Annotated in this window: 13 protein-coding genes and 1 tRNA gene; 5 read left to right on the top strand and 9 right to left on the bottom strand. The window is 72.3% G+C overall.

Annotation, left to right across the window (positions count from 1 at the left end; all coding sequences use genetic code 11):
* Nucleotides 1-12 precede the first annotated feature (12 nt).
* From lysA to BDW27_RS10225, 3 genes are all read right to left on the bottom strand, one after another.
* Nucleotides 13-1,398, bottom strand: coding sequence for a diaminopimelate decarboxylase (gene lysA / locus BDW27_RS10215; RefSeq protein WP_017546064.1), 1,386 nt, complete (start codon nt 1,396-1,398; stop codon nt 13-15).
* Nucleotides 1,399-1,558: 160 nt separating this feature from the next.
* Nucleotides 1,559-2,707: a DALR anticodon-binding domain-containing protein gene (locus BDW27_RS10220; RefSeq protein WP_110049137.1), complete on the bottom strand. Its 1,149-nt coding sequence runs from the start codon at nt 2,705-2,707 to the stop codon at nt 1,559-1,561.
* Nucleotides 2,704-3,102 carry a response regulator transcription factor gene (locus BDW27_RS10225; RefSeq protein WP_017546062.1) on the bottom strand — a complete coding sequence of 133 codons (399 nt, stop codon included), beginning with the start codon at nt 3,100-3,102 and terminating at the stop codon, nt 2,704-2,706. The genes BDW27_RS10220 and BDW27_RS10225 overlap by 4 nt, the downstream gene beginning before the upstream one ends.
* A 133-nt stretch (nt 3,103-3,235) precedes the next feature.
* On the opposite strand from BDW27_RS10225, the gene BDW27_RS10230 reads away from it, so the two are divergent.
* A tRNA-Arg gene (locus BDW27_RS10230) sits at nt 3,236-3,307 on the top strand.
* A 102-nt stretch (nt 3,308-3,409) separates the two neighbouring features.
* On the opposite strand, the gene BDW27_RS10235 is transcribed toward BDW27_RS10230, so the two are convergent.
* Entirely contained in the window at nt 3,410-4,120 is a 711-nt protein-coding gene (locus tag BDW27_RS10235; protein WP_017546061.1) for an exonuclease domain-containing protein, read from the bottom strand.
* On the bottom strand, nt 4,117-5,055 hold the full coding sequence (locus BDW27_RS10240) for a LysR family transcriptional regulator (RefSeq protein WP_110049138.1): 939 nt from the start codon (nt 5,053-5,055) through the stop codon (nt 4,117-4,119). Before BDW27_RS10240 ends, BDW27_RS10235 begins: the two co-directional genes overlap by 4 nt.
* A 122-nt stretch (nt 5,056-5,177) precedes the next feature.
* Here BDW27_RS10240 and BDW27_RS10245 point away from each other — a divergent pair, with 122 nt between their 5' ends.
* The 4 genes from BDW27_RS10245 to BDW27_RS10260 all read left to right on the top strand — a co-directional run bounded on the left by BDW27_RS10245 (nt 5,178) and on the right by BDW27_RS10260 (nt 8,795).
* On the top strand, nt 5,178-6,098 hold the full coding sequence (locus BDW27_RS10245; RefSeq protein WP_110049139.1) for a DMT family transporter: 921 nt from the start codon (nt 5,178-5,180) through the stop codon (nt 6,096-6,098).
* Between the two features lie 225 nt (nt 6,099-6,323).
* Entirely contained in the window at nt 6,324-6,830 is a 507-nt protein-coding gene (locus BDW27_RS10250) for an LURP-one-related/scramblase family protein (RefSeq protein ID WP_110049140.1), read from the top strand.
* Between the two features lie 112 nt (nt 6,831-6,942).
* The gene (locus BDW27_RS10255; RefSeq protein WP_110049141.1) at nt 6,943-8,160 is read left to right on the top strand and encodes a sensor histidine kinase; all 1,218 of its coding nucleotides are present in this window, start codon (nt 6,943-6,945) and stop codon (nt 8,158-8,160) included.
* A complete protein-coding gene (locus BDW27_RS10260) occupies nt 8,148-8,795 on the top strand; it encodes a response regulator transcription factor (RefSeq protein WP_110049142.1) in 648 nt (215 codons plus the stop codon). The genes BDW27_RS10255 and BDW27_RS10260 overlap by 13 nt, the downstream gene beginning before the upstream one ends.
* Nucleotides 8,796-8,864: 69 nt before the next feature.
* Here the strand turns inward: BDW27_RS10260 and BDW27_RS10265 are convergent, their stop codons facing one another.
* From BDW27_RS10265 to BDW27_RS10280, 4 genes are all read right to left on the bottom strand, one after another.
* Nucleotides 8,865-9,758: a bile acid:sodium symporter family protein gene (locus tag BDW27_RS10265; RefSeq protein WP_110049143.1), complete on the bottom strand. Its 894-nt coding sequence runs from the start codon at nt 9,756-9,758 to the stop codon at nt 8,865-8,867.
* A gap of 178 nt (nt 9,759-9,936) precedes the next feature.
* The gene (locus BDW27_RS10270; protein ID WP_017546054.1) at nt 9,937-10,488 is read right to left on the bottom strand and encodes an ATP-binding protein; all 552 of its coding nucleotides are present in this window, start codon (nt 10,486-10,488) and stop codon (nt 9,937-9,939) included.
* Between the two features lie 182 nt (nt 10,489-10,670).
* Nucleotides 10,671-12,209 carry a glycerol-3-phosphate dehydrogenase/oxidase gene (locus tag BDW27_RS10275; protein WP_110049144.1) on the bottom strand — a complete coding sequence of 513 codons (1,539 nt, stop codon included), beginning with the start codon at nt 12,207-12,209 and terminating at the stop codon, nt 10,671-10,673.
* A gap of 54 nt (nt 12,210-12,263) precedes the next feature.
* On the bottom strand, nt 12,264-12,860 hold the full coding sequence (locus BDW27_RS10280) for a TetR/AcrR family transcriptional regulator (protein ID WP_017546053.1): 597 nt from the start codon (nt 12,858-12,860) through the stop codon (nt 12,264-12,266).
* Nucleotides 12,861-12,870 lie beyond the last annotated feature (10 nt).

Genomic DNA, 12,870 nt, shown 5'->3' on the forward strand with positions numbered 1-12,870 from the left:
CGGGCGGACTGTTCAGCCTACGTCGAGACGGAGGAGGTCCTCCTCGTTCTCCCTGCGCACGATCACCCGTGCGTTCTCGTCCCGGACCGCCACCATGGCGGGGCGGGGCAGGTGGTTGTAGTTGCTCGCCATGGAGTAGCAGTAGGCGCCCGTGGCGGCGACCGCCACCAGGTCGCCCGGCCTCAGGTCGGCGGGCAGGTGGAGGTCGTGAACGATGATGTCACCGCTCTCGCAGTGCTTGCCGACCAGGCGGGAGAGCATCGGCTCGGCGTCGCTCTCCCGGGACACCAGCTGGCTCGTGTACTCGGAGCCGTAGAGGGCGGTGCGGATGTTGTCGCTCATCCCGCCGTCCACGCTCACGTAGGTGCGGATGCCCTCGACGTCCTTGACGGTGCCGACCTCGTACACGGTGATCCCGGCCGGACCGGCCACGGCGCGCCCGGGCTCCACGGCGATACGCGGCATGGGCAGGCCCGCGTCCTCGCACTCACGGCGGACGATCTCGGTGAGGCTGGCCGCGATGGTGCCGGGGTCGAGCGGGTCGTCCCCGGAGGTGTAGGCGATGCCGAGTCCGCCGCCGAGGTCGAGTTCGGCGAGGGTGATACCCAGCTCCTCGTGGATCCGGGTGAGGAACCGGGTGACGCGGCGCGCGGCGACCTCGAAGCCCGACGTGTCGAAGATCTGCGAGCCGATGTGCGAGTGCAGCCCCACCAGCTCCAGGTGGTCGGCGGCCAGGACGCGGCGGACCGCCTCGCCCGCGGCGCCGGTGCTCAGCGCGAAACCGAACTTCTGGTCGTCGTGCGCGGTGGCGACGAACTCGTGGGTGTGCGCCTCCACGCCGGTGGTGACCCGGATGAGTACCCGGGGGCGGGCGCCGGACTCGGCGGCCACCGCCTCCAGGCGGTCGATCTCGTCGAAGGAGTCCAGGATGATCCGGCCGACACCGGCCTCCACGGCGCGGCGCAGCTCGGACACCGACTTGTTGTTGCCGTGCATGGCGACGCGGTCGGTGGGGACCCCGGCGGCCAGGGCCACTGCCAGCTCGCCACCGGAGCAGACGTCGAGCTTGAGCCCCTCCTCGACCACCCAGCGGGCGACGGCCCTGGTGAGCAGGGCCTTGCCCGCGTAGTAGACGTCGGCGTCGGCGAAGGCGGTGGAGTAGGCGCGGGCGCGGGCGCGGAAGTCCTCCTCGTCCATGACGAAGAGCGGGGTGCCGTACTCGGCGGCGAGTGCGCGCACACCGACGCCGCCGACGGTGAGTTCGCCACCGGAGCGTCGCGCCGTGGCGGGCCAGATCCGCGGGTTCAGGGCGTTGAGGTCCTCCGGCGGCAGCGGCGGGTTCTCCTCCGGCAGGACCTCCGCGTGGCGGGATCCGGCGGGGTGGGCGTAGCGGCTCATGGCGGTCTTTCGGCTGGGACTGCGGTACGTCTGGGCGGTGCTGTGTTCGGCGCGGGGGAGGTTCCGGGCGGGCCGGGGCGGTCGCTCCGCCCCATTGTCCACCAAGCCGATCGGAACACAGGGGTTGGGCTGGCCCCACCGGGTTCGCGGCCGCGGGTGTCTACAGCCTTGTGGGCGCTGACACCCCGAGCAGGAAGAGGCCGGTGCCGACCACACCGGCGACGGCGGCGGGCAGCGCGGGGTCGAGCGCGGCCCGGGTCGGTTCCGGTTTCGTGGCCGGTTCGGCTCCGGCGGTGGAACCGGTCCGCCATTCATCGTAGGCACTGGTCAGCGCCTCCAGGTATCTCACCAGGATATGGGGTTCCTCTCGACGCGCCGCCGTGTCCAGGACGCTGGGGCCGTCGAAGAGGAGTCCGCGCACCTTCGCGCCGTTCTCGTGGTGGCAGCGCGCCCGCGTGGTCGTCCGCCCCGTGGCGGCCGGCTGCTCCGCCGCCCGCTGGTCCGCCGCCCAACGCGTGCTGCTCAGCGCGTGCGCGTGGGCGTAGCGGAGCCGGAAGGCGGGGTTGGCGTCGGTGAGCCGGGCCCAGGATCCGGGGTTGTCCGCGGAGGGCAGCACCGGCAGGTCGCGGCCGGTGGTCTCGTTCTCCCGGGGGCGTTCGGGGACCGAGCGGCAGAACGCGACCCGGGCGCTGGCCTCTCCGATCCGGCCGAGCGCGCGGCCCGAGGGGGTGAACAGGGCGGACTGGTCGGTGTCCAGGTAGCGGTCGCGCCAGGAGACCTCGCCCCCGGGGCCGGGCGGAGGCGGGCTCTCGCCCACGGCCATGGCGATGCGGGCCCGGGCGTCGGCGCGGGCGTAACGGCGGGCCTGGGCGAGGGGTCCGGCCTCGTGCAGATCCGAGTGGGGCCACTCCCCCGCCCCGGTCCAGGCCCGGCCGGTGAGGTAGCGGGGGCCGTCCGCCGCGGCCTGGAGCAGGCTCTGGCGCTGTTCGCAGGTGAAGGTGAAGTTGGCGAAGCCGCGCTGGTCCGTGTGGACATGCGCGAACCCCGCGTCGGGTTCGCCCTCCTCGGCCATGGCCGCGATCCGGGCGACGATGCTTCCGGACACCGTGAGCCGGTGGGAGTCCTCACGGCCCCGGGGGAGCCCGTCGCGGAGGCGACCGACCAGGCGGGGCGCCAGGGCGATCGCGGCGTCGGCGCCCTCGTCCGCGTGGTCGGCGCGCGGCCACACGAAGGGGACGTCGGCGTCGCCGAGTCCGAAGGCACCCACGGCGGCCCTCCGGACGAGCGTCTCCAGTTGGAGCGGGGTCACGCCGCTCCCCCGATCCCGCCGTCGCCCTCCCCGAGGAGCGCCCGGATCAGGTCGACCAGCTCGTCGGGGTCGAAGGGCTTGGTCAGGTATTCGTCGACACCGATCCGCTCCCCGCGTCTGCGGTCGTCCGTCTGCGCGCGGGCGGTCACCATGACGATGCGGCGCGTGAAGCCGTCCGACCGCAGCCGCTCGACCGTGGACCAGCCGTCGAGGCGGGGCATCATCACGTCCATGGTGATGACGTCCGGCTCGACGTGGCCGACCCGGTCCAGGCAGTCCTGACCGTCCATGGCGGTGAACACCTCGAACCCCTCCAGTTCGAGGTTGAGGCGGATGAGTTCGCGGATGACCTCGTCGTCCTCGACGACGAGAACCCGTGCGGGAAGGGCGTTCACGCCCGTGACACTACCGCCGCCGAGCGTGGCCGCACCACTGGAATCCAGTATCCGCGAGGGGTCGGCGGCGGGCCCGGCGCTCGGGTGGCCAACCATCCCGGAACCCCTGCTACAGTTGTTCTCGCAGCAGCGCGCCCCCTTAGCTCAGGGGATAGAGCACCGGCCTCCGGAGCCGGGTGCGGAGGTTCGAATCCTCCAGGGGGCACAGCTAGGGAAGACCGGCGGAGACCACGTCCCGCCGGTCTTTCGCGTTTCCCGGGCCGCGACGGCCCCTCGAGGCCATCGCACCGGCCCTCACGCCGGACGCTCACACCCGGGCGGCGATCAGCGGCCAGGAACCGTCGACCACCGCTTCGGGGTTCCGGCGGCGCAGGTACTCCTGGAAGCTGGCGGACTGCTCCCCCTTCCACTTGACCTGCGCGGCGTGCAGCTCCTCGGCTGAGTACGCGGCGATCTCCGGGTGGGTGGCCGCGATCCGCCAGGCCAGGCGTGCGGCGGCCAGGGCGTCGGCGGCCGCCCCGTGCGCCTCCTCCTGGGCGAGGGGGACCTCGTAGTGCGCGCAGACGTCGACCAGCTTGCGGGAGCCGCGCCGGAAGGTGTCCACCTGTTTGTCGAGGACCAACGGGTCCACCACCAGCGGCTGGGCGGTCAGGGGCCGGTCGGGGCGGTGGAGCGCGAGTTCGCGGTCCAGGAGGGTGAGGTCGTAGGGGGCGTTGTAGACCACCACGGGCACCCCGTCGGAGACGACCTCCTCCAGGGCGGCGGCGATCTCGTTGACCACCTCGGCGGCCGGGCGCCCCTGGGCACGCGCGTGTTCGGTGGTGACGCCGTGGATCTCGGTGGCCTCCTGCGGGATCTCGATACCGGGGTCGGCCAGCCAGGTGGTGACGTCCTTGGTCCTGCGGGTGGGGTCGATACGCCACAGTGCCGCGGTGACGATCCGGTCGCCCTCCACGTCCAGGCCGGTGGTCTCGACGTCGAAGGCGGCCATGGGCCGGGTGTGCCAGGGGGTGTTCACGTGTCTCCTCGTGTGCTCGGTTCGGTGCCGTGGGGCGGGTTGGTGTGTTCGGTGAGCGCGGTGACGCAGGCGCGGATCGCCGGGGTCTCGGCGTCGGCCCGCCACACCGCCTTGATCGTCCTTCGCAGGGGCGGGTCGGTGGGCAGGAACAGGACCCCCTCCGGTGCGGTGCGGCGGCCGAGGTCGGGGACGAGCGCCATGGCCAGCCCGGCGGCCACCAGTTCCAGCTGGGAGGGGATCTCGGCGAGCGTGTACCTGATGTCGGGTTCGACGCCCCGGGACCGCAAGGCCTGGAGGATCGCCTCGTAGGGCTCGGTGCCCGCCGGACAGCTGGCCCAGGGCAGGCCGCCGGGTTCCGCCAGCGCGGCGAGGTCGACCGGCTCCGGTTCGGCTCGGGGGTGGCCCGTCGGGAGCGCGAGGCACACCCGTTCGTCCAGGAGCTCCACCGTGCGCACTCCGGCGGGCAGCGCGACCGGGCGGCTGGACCAGCTCTCGGCCAGGACCAGGTCGAGTTCCCCGCGCAGGAGCGGGGGGACCAGGGAGACCACCTCGCCGTCGCGGACCGTGGGGACCAGGCGGGGGTGTTCTGCGAGCAGGTCGGACAGGGCGCCGGGAAGCAGGTTGCGCACGGCGCTTCCCACACCGCCCAGGCGCAGGGGGCCGAGGATCTGGCGGTCGAGGGCGGCGAGGTCGGTCTGCGCCTCGCTGACCTGGGCCAGCACCCGGTCCGCGTGTGCGGCCAGGACCCGGCCGGCGTGGGTGAGCCGCACGGTGCGGCCGTCGGGTTCGAGCAGACGCTGCCCGGCCTCCCGCTCCAGTTTGGCGAGCTGCTGGGACATGCCCGAGGGGGTGACGTGCAGGACCCTGGCCGCACGCGCGATCGAGCCGTGGGTGCGTACGGCGGCCAGTGCCGTGAGTCGTTCCAAGCTGAACACCTAAGCAACACTACCGATTACCAGCGACAAATCATCGCTTTTGTTTCAGGGTCGGAGGCGGCAACCTGGTCCTGTGGCTCGCACGTGGCGGGCCGGACGGCGACGGAGGGGGCGCGGAACCAGTGTCGGGAACGGACACGAGACGGACAGAGCGGGGGTCGGTCCTGGACCGGGCCAACCCCGTGGTCCTGGCGATCGCGGGATCGGCCACCACCTCGGCCACGGGGGTGTTCGTGAAGCTGTCCGGGGCCAACACCGGGACGGCCGCCTTCCTGAGGTGCGCGCTGGCGCTGTTCGTTCTGGTCCCGATGGCGCTGGTGGAGCTTCGCCGGGTGGGACCGCGGGCGCTGCGCCTGGTGGGGCTGGACCTGGTGGCGGGGCTGCTGCTGGGTGTGGACTACGTGCTCTGGGTGGCGAGCATCCAGCACGTCGGCGCGGGGATGGCGACCGTCCTGCTCAACGTCCAGGTGGTGGTCTTCCCGCTGCTGGCATGGGTGTTCCTGGGCGACCGCGCGCCTCTGCGGTTCCTGCTGGCGGTGCCGGTGATGCTGGTCGGGGTGGCCCTCACCGCCGGGGTGGTCGGTCCGGGAGCGGGCGCCGTCTCCGAGGGTGATCCGTGGCTCGGTCTGGCCTACGGCTGCGCGGCCGGGGTGACCTACGCGGGCTACCTCTTCCTGTCCCGGCTCGGCGGCGGCCAGGGGCACACGGTGACCCCGGTGTGCGTCTCCACCGCCTCGGCCGCACTGGCCGCCGGTGTGCTGGGCGCGCTGTGGAGCGGGATCGACCTGGCCTCACTGGACACCATGGCGTGGGTGTGGCTGGCGCTGCTGGCGCTGACCGGGCAGGTGCTGACCTGGCTGCTGGTGGGGTCGGCCCTGCCCCGGTTGGCCTCGAGCACCGGCGCGGCGATCCTGGTGCTGCCGCCGGTGCTCGCGGTGGCCATGGGCGCGGTCTTCCTGGGTGAGCGGGTCACGCCCGTCCAGTTGGGCGGCTGCGTGCTGGTGGTGCTGGCGATCTGGCTGTCCCAGCGCCAGCGGCGCTGAGCGCGGGCCGGGTCGTTCGACCGGCTGCCGAGTCTCGACCCGGCCCCGGGTCGAGACGGCCCGGGAGACCCCGGATGAAGCCGCCCGCACCACCGGGCCCGCCCCGCTCGCGAGGGCCCTGCGCGGACTCGCACCGGAATCCGGCTGCTCCCCCGTCGACTGGCGGACGCCGTGTGGCGGCTCCCCGCCCTGGTGGGCGGCGAACGCGTCCATTAGCGTCGGGGCATGAAGTTTCTGGTACGTGAACGCGTGTTCGACATCGGCGACGACTTCTGGGTGACGGACGAACAGGGCACCAAGGTGTTCTGGGTGGACGGCAAGGCCCTGAGGTTGCGCACCACCTTCGAGCTCAAGGATCCCAAGGGCGAGGTCCTCATGGTGATCCGCAAGAAGCTCTTCAAGGTCCGCGACCAGATGAGCGTGGAGCACGACGGCTCGACCGTCGCCACCGTCCGCAAGCGGCTCTTCAACCCGGTCCGGGACAAGCTCAACGTCGAGATCAAGGGCGGCGAGGACTGGGAGGTGATCGGGAGCTTCTTCGACAAGGAGTACTCGATCAGCGACAAGGAGGGCACCGTCGCGGTCGTGTCCCGCAAGTGGTTCCGGATGCGCGACACCTACGCCGTGGACGTCAACACCCACCGGCGCGACCTCGCCGGGGACCCCGCCCTGGTGATCGCGGTCGCCGTCGCGGTGGACGCCCTCACCAACGACGACGGTGACGACGACTGACCCCCGCCCCCGGTTCCGGTAGCCAGCTGTAGTGCCCGACCCCCTCAGATACCCCAGACTGGTGCGAGTCGGCGGATCGACGCCGACGCGGAACCTGGCTGAGGAGCACGGAATGCGGAAGGTGTGGGATCGGCCGTTGCGGGCGTGCGGCCGCCTGCTGGCGGCGCTGGTCTTCGGGATGCTGACCCTCGTGATGGCGCCCCTGACCCTGGTGGTGGCTCTGGCGCTCCCGTTCAGCGGGGTGGGGACGTTCCTGGCGTCCCGGTGGGTGCGGCTGGTGACGCGTTGGGCCGACTGGAACCGGCTGCGTGCCGCACGGTGGCTGGGGGTCGACGTCCCCGACCTTCCGCGACCGCCCGACCACGGCTTCCGCGCGCTGGTGGGCGCGCCCGCCACCCACCGGGTGCTCCTGTGGATGCCGCTGTTCTCGGTGGTGAGCATCCTGCTCGGATGTCTGGCCCTGATCGGCCCCGGCATGCTGGTCAACACCGTCGACTCACTCCTGTGGTGGGCGTACCCGGCCGGGTTCCAGCCCGAGCAGCTCGGGTATCCGGTGACCGGCTGGGGGGTCGCCCTGCCCACCGCCGCCCTCCAGTTCGCGGTCGGCCTGGCGATCCTGCGATGGGCGACGGTGCCGATGTGCGACGCGCACGCCCGGATGTGCGTCCGCTCCCTGGCTCCCTCCGAGCAGGAGGTGCTCGCCCACCGGGTGGACGAGCTCCAGCGGACACGCGCCGGGGTGGTGGACGCGCACGGCGCGGAACTGCGACGGATCGAACGCGACCTGCACGACGGCACCCAGGCCCGGCTGGTGGCGATCGCCATGCAGCTGGGCGTGGCGAAGGAGGCCGCCTCGGACCCCGCGGTCGCCGCACTGCTCGAACAGGCGCACACGGGAACCGAGGAGGCCATGACCGAACTCCGCGACGTCATCCGGGGCATCTACCCGCCCATCCTCGCCGACCGGGGCCTGCCGGGCGCCCTCACCGCGCTGGCCGGGCGGACCACCCTGCCGGTGCGGCTGGACGTGACCGACCCGGGCACCCTGCCTGTGGCGGTGGAGACCGCCGCCTACTACGCGGTCACCGAGTCGGTCACCAACGCGGTCCGGCACAGCGGCGCGGAGACGATCTCCGTGCGCCTGGCCCGGGAGGACGACCTGTTGAGGGTCGAGGTGTCCGACGACGGGCACGGCGGCGTGGACGAGTCGGCGGGGAGCGGGGTCCGTGGGCTGCGCCGCAGAGCGGCCGCGCTGGACGGGAACGTGACCGTGCACAGCCCCGCCGGGGGACCGACGACGCTCAGGGTGGAACTGCCGTGCGGATCGTGATCGCCGAGGACAACGTGCTGTTGTCCGAGGGCCTCAAGCTGCTGTTGTCCACCCGGGGTCACGAGGTGGCCGCGGTGGCCGAGGACGTGCCCGCCTTCGCTGCGGCCGTGGACCGGCACCGCCCCGACCTCGCTCTGGTGGACGTGCGCCTGCCACCGAGCTTCCGCGACGAGGGCATCCACGCCGCCATCGCGGCTCGCGCCGCCCACCCGGGGCTGCCCGTCCTGGTGCTGTCCCAGTACGTCGAGCGCGACTACGCGGGCGAGCTGCTCTCCGACGGCCAGGGCGGGGTGGGCTACCTGCTCAAGGACCGGGTGGGCCGGGTGAGCGAGTTCGTGGAGGCCCTGGACCGGGTCGCCGGGGGCGGCACCGTGATGGACCCGGCCGTCGTGCGGCAGCTGCTCACCACCCGCAGGCGGGACCCGCTGGAGACCCTGACCGCCCGGGAGCGCGAGGTCCTGGCCCTCATGGCGGAGGGGCACGACAACGGCGAGATCGCGGCGCGGCTGGTGGTCACCACGAACGCGGTCCACAAACACATCGGCAACATCTTCCACAAGCTCGACCTGGCGCCCACGGACAGCGGTCACCGCAGGGTGCGGGCGGTCCTGGCCTACCTGAGCCGCCGCGCCTGAGCCGCCGCCGCCTGGGTCGCCTGGGGCCCGCGGGCGGGTCGGGGCGAACGCCGCGGTGGGCTTGCGGGGTCAGGAGACCCGGGCCCCGGCCCGGTCCTCGCGCGCGCCGCGACGGTTGAGCAGGGCTCCGGCGACCGCCGCGGTGAAGAACATCAGCACGCCGTACACCGCCGAGGGGATGGCGATCTCGGTGCTGTTCAGGACGGTCACGGCGATGGTGAGCGACAGCGTGGTGTTGTGCAGGCCGATCTCCATGCAGGAGGCGACGGCCTCGGGGCGCTCGGTGCCCACCAGGCGGGGCGCCCAGTAGCCGGTCGCGAGGCTGACCACGTTGAAGACCAGGACCATCAGGCCGACCGAGAGGATGTACTCCGGCAGGTTGGCCCACTCGGCGGCGATGGCCCCGACGATGACCGCGACCAGCACGAGGACGGAACCGAGCTTGACCGGCTTCTCCATGCGCTCCGCGAAGGTGGTCAGCTTCGCGCGGATGAGCATGCCGACGGCGACCGGGACGAGGATGACCGCGAAGACCTGGACCATCTTGTCGGTCTGGAGACCGATGGACCCGCCCTCGGTGAAGTAGCCGAGCGAGAACCCGGTGATCAGCGGCAGCGTCACCAGCGCGGTGAGCGAGTTGATCGCGGTCAGCGAGATGTTGAGCGCGACGTTGCCCTTGAACAGGTAGCTGTACAGGCTCGCCGTGGTGCCGCCCGGGGACGCGGCCATCATCATCATGCCCACCGCCAGCAGGGGCGAGAGGTCGAAGCGGGTGACGAACACCAGGACCAGACCGAAGCAGAAGAGCGGCAGCAGGAGGATCTGGCAGCCCAGGACCAGGACGATGGTCCAGGGCATGGAGAGCAGTCGGGTGAAGTCCCGGACGGTCAGGGAGAGTCCCAGGCCGAGCATGATGATGCAGAGGGCGACCGGCAGGCCGATCGTCGTGAGCGCGGAGTCCATGGGGGGCACCTTGGGGGAAGGGCCGCTGGGGGCGGCGGGGGGACGGTCGGGGTGGTCGCGTGACCGGGGCGCACCGGAACGGCACGAATCAGTGACCTGCGCCACAAGCTACCTACAAGTAGGAAATAGTGGCACGCGTCACCCCGACTGACAAGACCAGCTCCCCCTCCGCGCCAGGTCAGGCGGCGGGCCAGGAGCTCCCGGTCATGTCGTAGGCCAGGTGGAACCAGACCTTGCGGATACTGGGGTGCCCGTTGTCCCCCCACGTGGTGGCGAAGCTGTCGATCAGCGCCAGCCCCCGACCGTCCTCGGCGGTGAGGCGTTCCTCGGGGGGCGACGCGAACAGCTGACCCCCCTCGTCTCTCAGCACGTTGACGGGGGTCCCGTTGTCCCTGCACGTGACCGTCAGCCCGTTCGGCCCCCGGTCCACCCGGATCACGAAGCTCTGGCCCGGCTCCCCCGACCTGCTGTGCCGGATCGCGTTGGTGGCGAGCTCGGCGCCGAGCAGGGTGAGGACGTACTGGTAGTCCGAGTCCCGACCGGCGGCGCAGGTGTCCAGGAAGGCGCGGACCATGGGCACGCTGACGGGCTCACCCGCGAACTCCCAGCGCCGTTTGGTGAACGGGACCGGGACACGCCCGTTGAAGTAGTGCCGGTACTCGTCCGGGACCCTCGCGAGAACACCGTCCTCGTTCCTGATGAGGGTGGGCACGGCAACGAGCGTGGGCATGACTGACTCCTTCGGCGGGGCGGCTCAGTGGACGGGCGCGCCGGAACGGGGGCGGCTGCGGGAGTGTCCGAGGGGGGAGGGGGAGGGCTCGAACCGGTATGACCTTACGCGATCACATCGTCGCGGAACAGGGGAGCCGGGTGTGGTGAGTTCCCGAATTCGCCGCATCCGTTCCCTTTTTCTCACTCCGCCCGGGCCAGCGCCGCCTTGGCCGCGCCCTCCGCGCGCTCCCGGTCGCTGTCGACAAGGGCCAGCCTGCTGCGGCGTTCCAGCAGGTCCCCGACGTTCAGAGCTCCCTCGTGTCGCACGCCGAAGCGCAGCTCGGCGGGGGTGATGCCACGGGCGACGGGTATCAGCGCCGCCGGATCCCCTCCGGCCTCGGCGATCACGTCGAGTGCCTCGGTTCCGTACCGGGCCACCAGGTGGCGCGGAGCGTCCAACGCGTCGAGCTCCTCGTGGGACGCGGCGCCCACGAGCGGGACCGCGCGGGTGCGGCAGGCGCTCGCGGGGAGACGGTGCGCCGCCACGAGCGCGTCGACGGTCTCCTCCGCCATCGCGCGGTAGGTGGTGAGCTTGCCGCCGACCACCGTCACCGTCCCGTTGGGCGCGACCGAAACGGAGTGCTCGCGGGAGAGGTTGGCGCTGGTGTCGTCGCCCTGGAGCAGCGGCCGCAGCCCCGCGAAGGAACCGATGACGTCCGACCTGGTCAACCTGGTCCTCAGGACCCGGTTGAACTGGGCGAGCAGGAAGTCCACGTCCTCCTCGGGGACCTCGGGGACCCGGGCGGCGGGGCCGTCCACGGGTTCGTCGGTGAGCCCGGCGAAGACCCGGCCGTCGGGCTGGGGCAGCGCGAACACGAACCGGCTCACGCTCCCCTCAAGCGGGACGGTGAGCGCGGCCGTCGGGTGGCCGAGGCTCGCCCCGTCCAGGACCAGGTGGGTTCCCCTGCTGGGGCTGAGCCGGATGCCGGGGTCGAGGGCGTCGGCGTGCACACCGGTCGCGTTCACCACCCCGCGCGCCCGGACCGGGATGATCCGGTCGGTGAGCTCGTCACGCAGGACCACCCCGTCCGCGCTGACGCTCTCGGCGGAGCAACGGGTGATGATCCGGGCGCCCTCACGGGCGGCGGTGCGGGCGATGCCCACGACCAGGCGTGCGTCGTCGACCAGCTGGCCGTCGAAGGACAGGATGCCGCCGAGCAGCCCCTCCGTCCGCACCCCGGGCAGGAGGCGGGTGGTCTGGCGGGCGTTCAGGAGGCGGGGGGCGCGCAGCACCGAGGACGGGGTCCCCGAAAGTACGCGCAGGAGGTCGCCCAGTCCCATCCCCGCGCGGACGAACAGGGGGCGGGCCAGGCCGGACCCCCGGAAGACGGGCACCACCATGGGCATGGGTCGGACCAGGTGGGGCGCGGTGACGCGCATGAGGACATCGCGTTCGCGGGCGCTCTCGTAGGCGATGCCGACCTGCCCCTTGGCGAGGTAGCGCAGCCCTCCGTGGACCAGTTTGGAGCTCCAGCGGCTGGTGCCGAACGCCAGGTCCTCGCGTTCGACGAGCACTGTGGACAGGCCGCGCGAGGCGGCGTCCAGGGCCACTCCCGCGCCGGTGACTCCCCCGCCGACCACCAGGACGTCCACCTCGGGACGCGCCTCCAGCTCGGCGAGGTCGGCGGCGCGCCGGGCGGCGTTCAGGGATGCGGACCGGGTGTGCTGCTGCTGACGCATCGGGGCGTCCTTTCCGATGAGGTGGGCCGGGGAGCAGGGGCCGTGAACGGTGGGTCAGGGCCTCAGGTAGCCGTCCAGCATCGTGGACAGTTCCTCGACCAGACCGTCGTGGTCGAGGACTTCGGCAAGGAGGCGGTGGGAGGTCACGGTGTTCTGCACGGTGACCATGAACAGGTGGGCGAGGACGGCGGGGTCTCCCCCGCGCACCGAGCCGTCGGACTGCCCCTCGGCGACGACCGGTTCGAGGAGTTCGAGCGCGGCCAGGTGGCTGCTGCCGAGCCGGTGGAAGGTGTAGGTGGCCAGGAGTTCGGGTTCGGTGTCCACGATGCGGGTGACCAGCGGGTGGGCGAGCATCGCGCGGGCGACCCTGGCCGCGTGCCGGACCAGTTGCGCGCGGATGCTCTCCGTGCCGCCCGTCCTGTCGGTCACGCGGGCACCCACCTCCTCGGCGACGAGGATGCGCCGGAGCTCGCGGGTGAGCAGGTCCGCGACCAGGGCGGTCACGTCGGGCCAGCGCCGGTAGACGGTGGGCCGGCTGACGCCCGCGCGCCGGGCCACGTCCGTCAGGGTGGTGCGGCGGACGCCGAAGGCCTCGACGCAGGCACGGGCCGCGTCGAGGATGTCGTCCTCTACGTTACGTTTTGACGCCATGTGTAAAACT

Source organism: Nocardiopsis sp. L17-MgMaSL7, assembly GCF_003182025.1.
Lineage (GTDB): Bacteria > Actinomycetota > Actinomycetes > Streptosporangiales > Streptosporangiaceae > Nocardiopsis > Nocardiopsis prasina.

Bases quoted from the DNA above. Each gene is read 5' to 3' on its own strand.
- lysA (WP_017546064.1), bottom strand. From the start codon at position 1,398: ATGAGCCGCTACGCCCACCCCGCCGGATCCCGCCACGCGGAGGTCCTG.
- BDW27_RS10250 (WP_110049140.1), top strand. From the start codon at position 6,324: ATGAAGTTTCTGGTACGTGAACGCGTGTTCGACATCGGCGACGACTTC.
- BDW27_RS10255 (WP_110049141.1), top strand. From the start codon at position 6,943: ATGCGGAAGGTGTGGGATCGGCCGTTGCGGGCGTGCGGCCGCCTGCTG.
- BDW27_RS10265 (WP_110049143.1), bottom strand. From the start codon at position 9,758: ATGGACTCCGCGCTCACGACGATCGGCCTGCCGGTCGCCCTCTGCATC.
- BDW27_RS10270 (WP_017546054.1), bottom strand. From the start codon at position 10,488: ATGCCCACGCTCGTTGCCGTGCCCACCCTCATCAGGAACGAGGACGGT.
- BDW27_RS10275 (WP_110049144.1), bottom strand. From the start codon at position 12,209: ATGCGTCAGCAGCAGCACACCCGGTCCGCATCCCTGAACGCCGCCCGG.
- BDW27_RS10280 (WP_017546053.1), bottom strand. From the start codon at position 12,860: ATGGCGTCAAAACGTAACGTAGAGGACGACATCCTCGACGCGGCCCGT.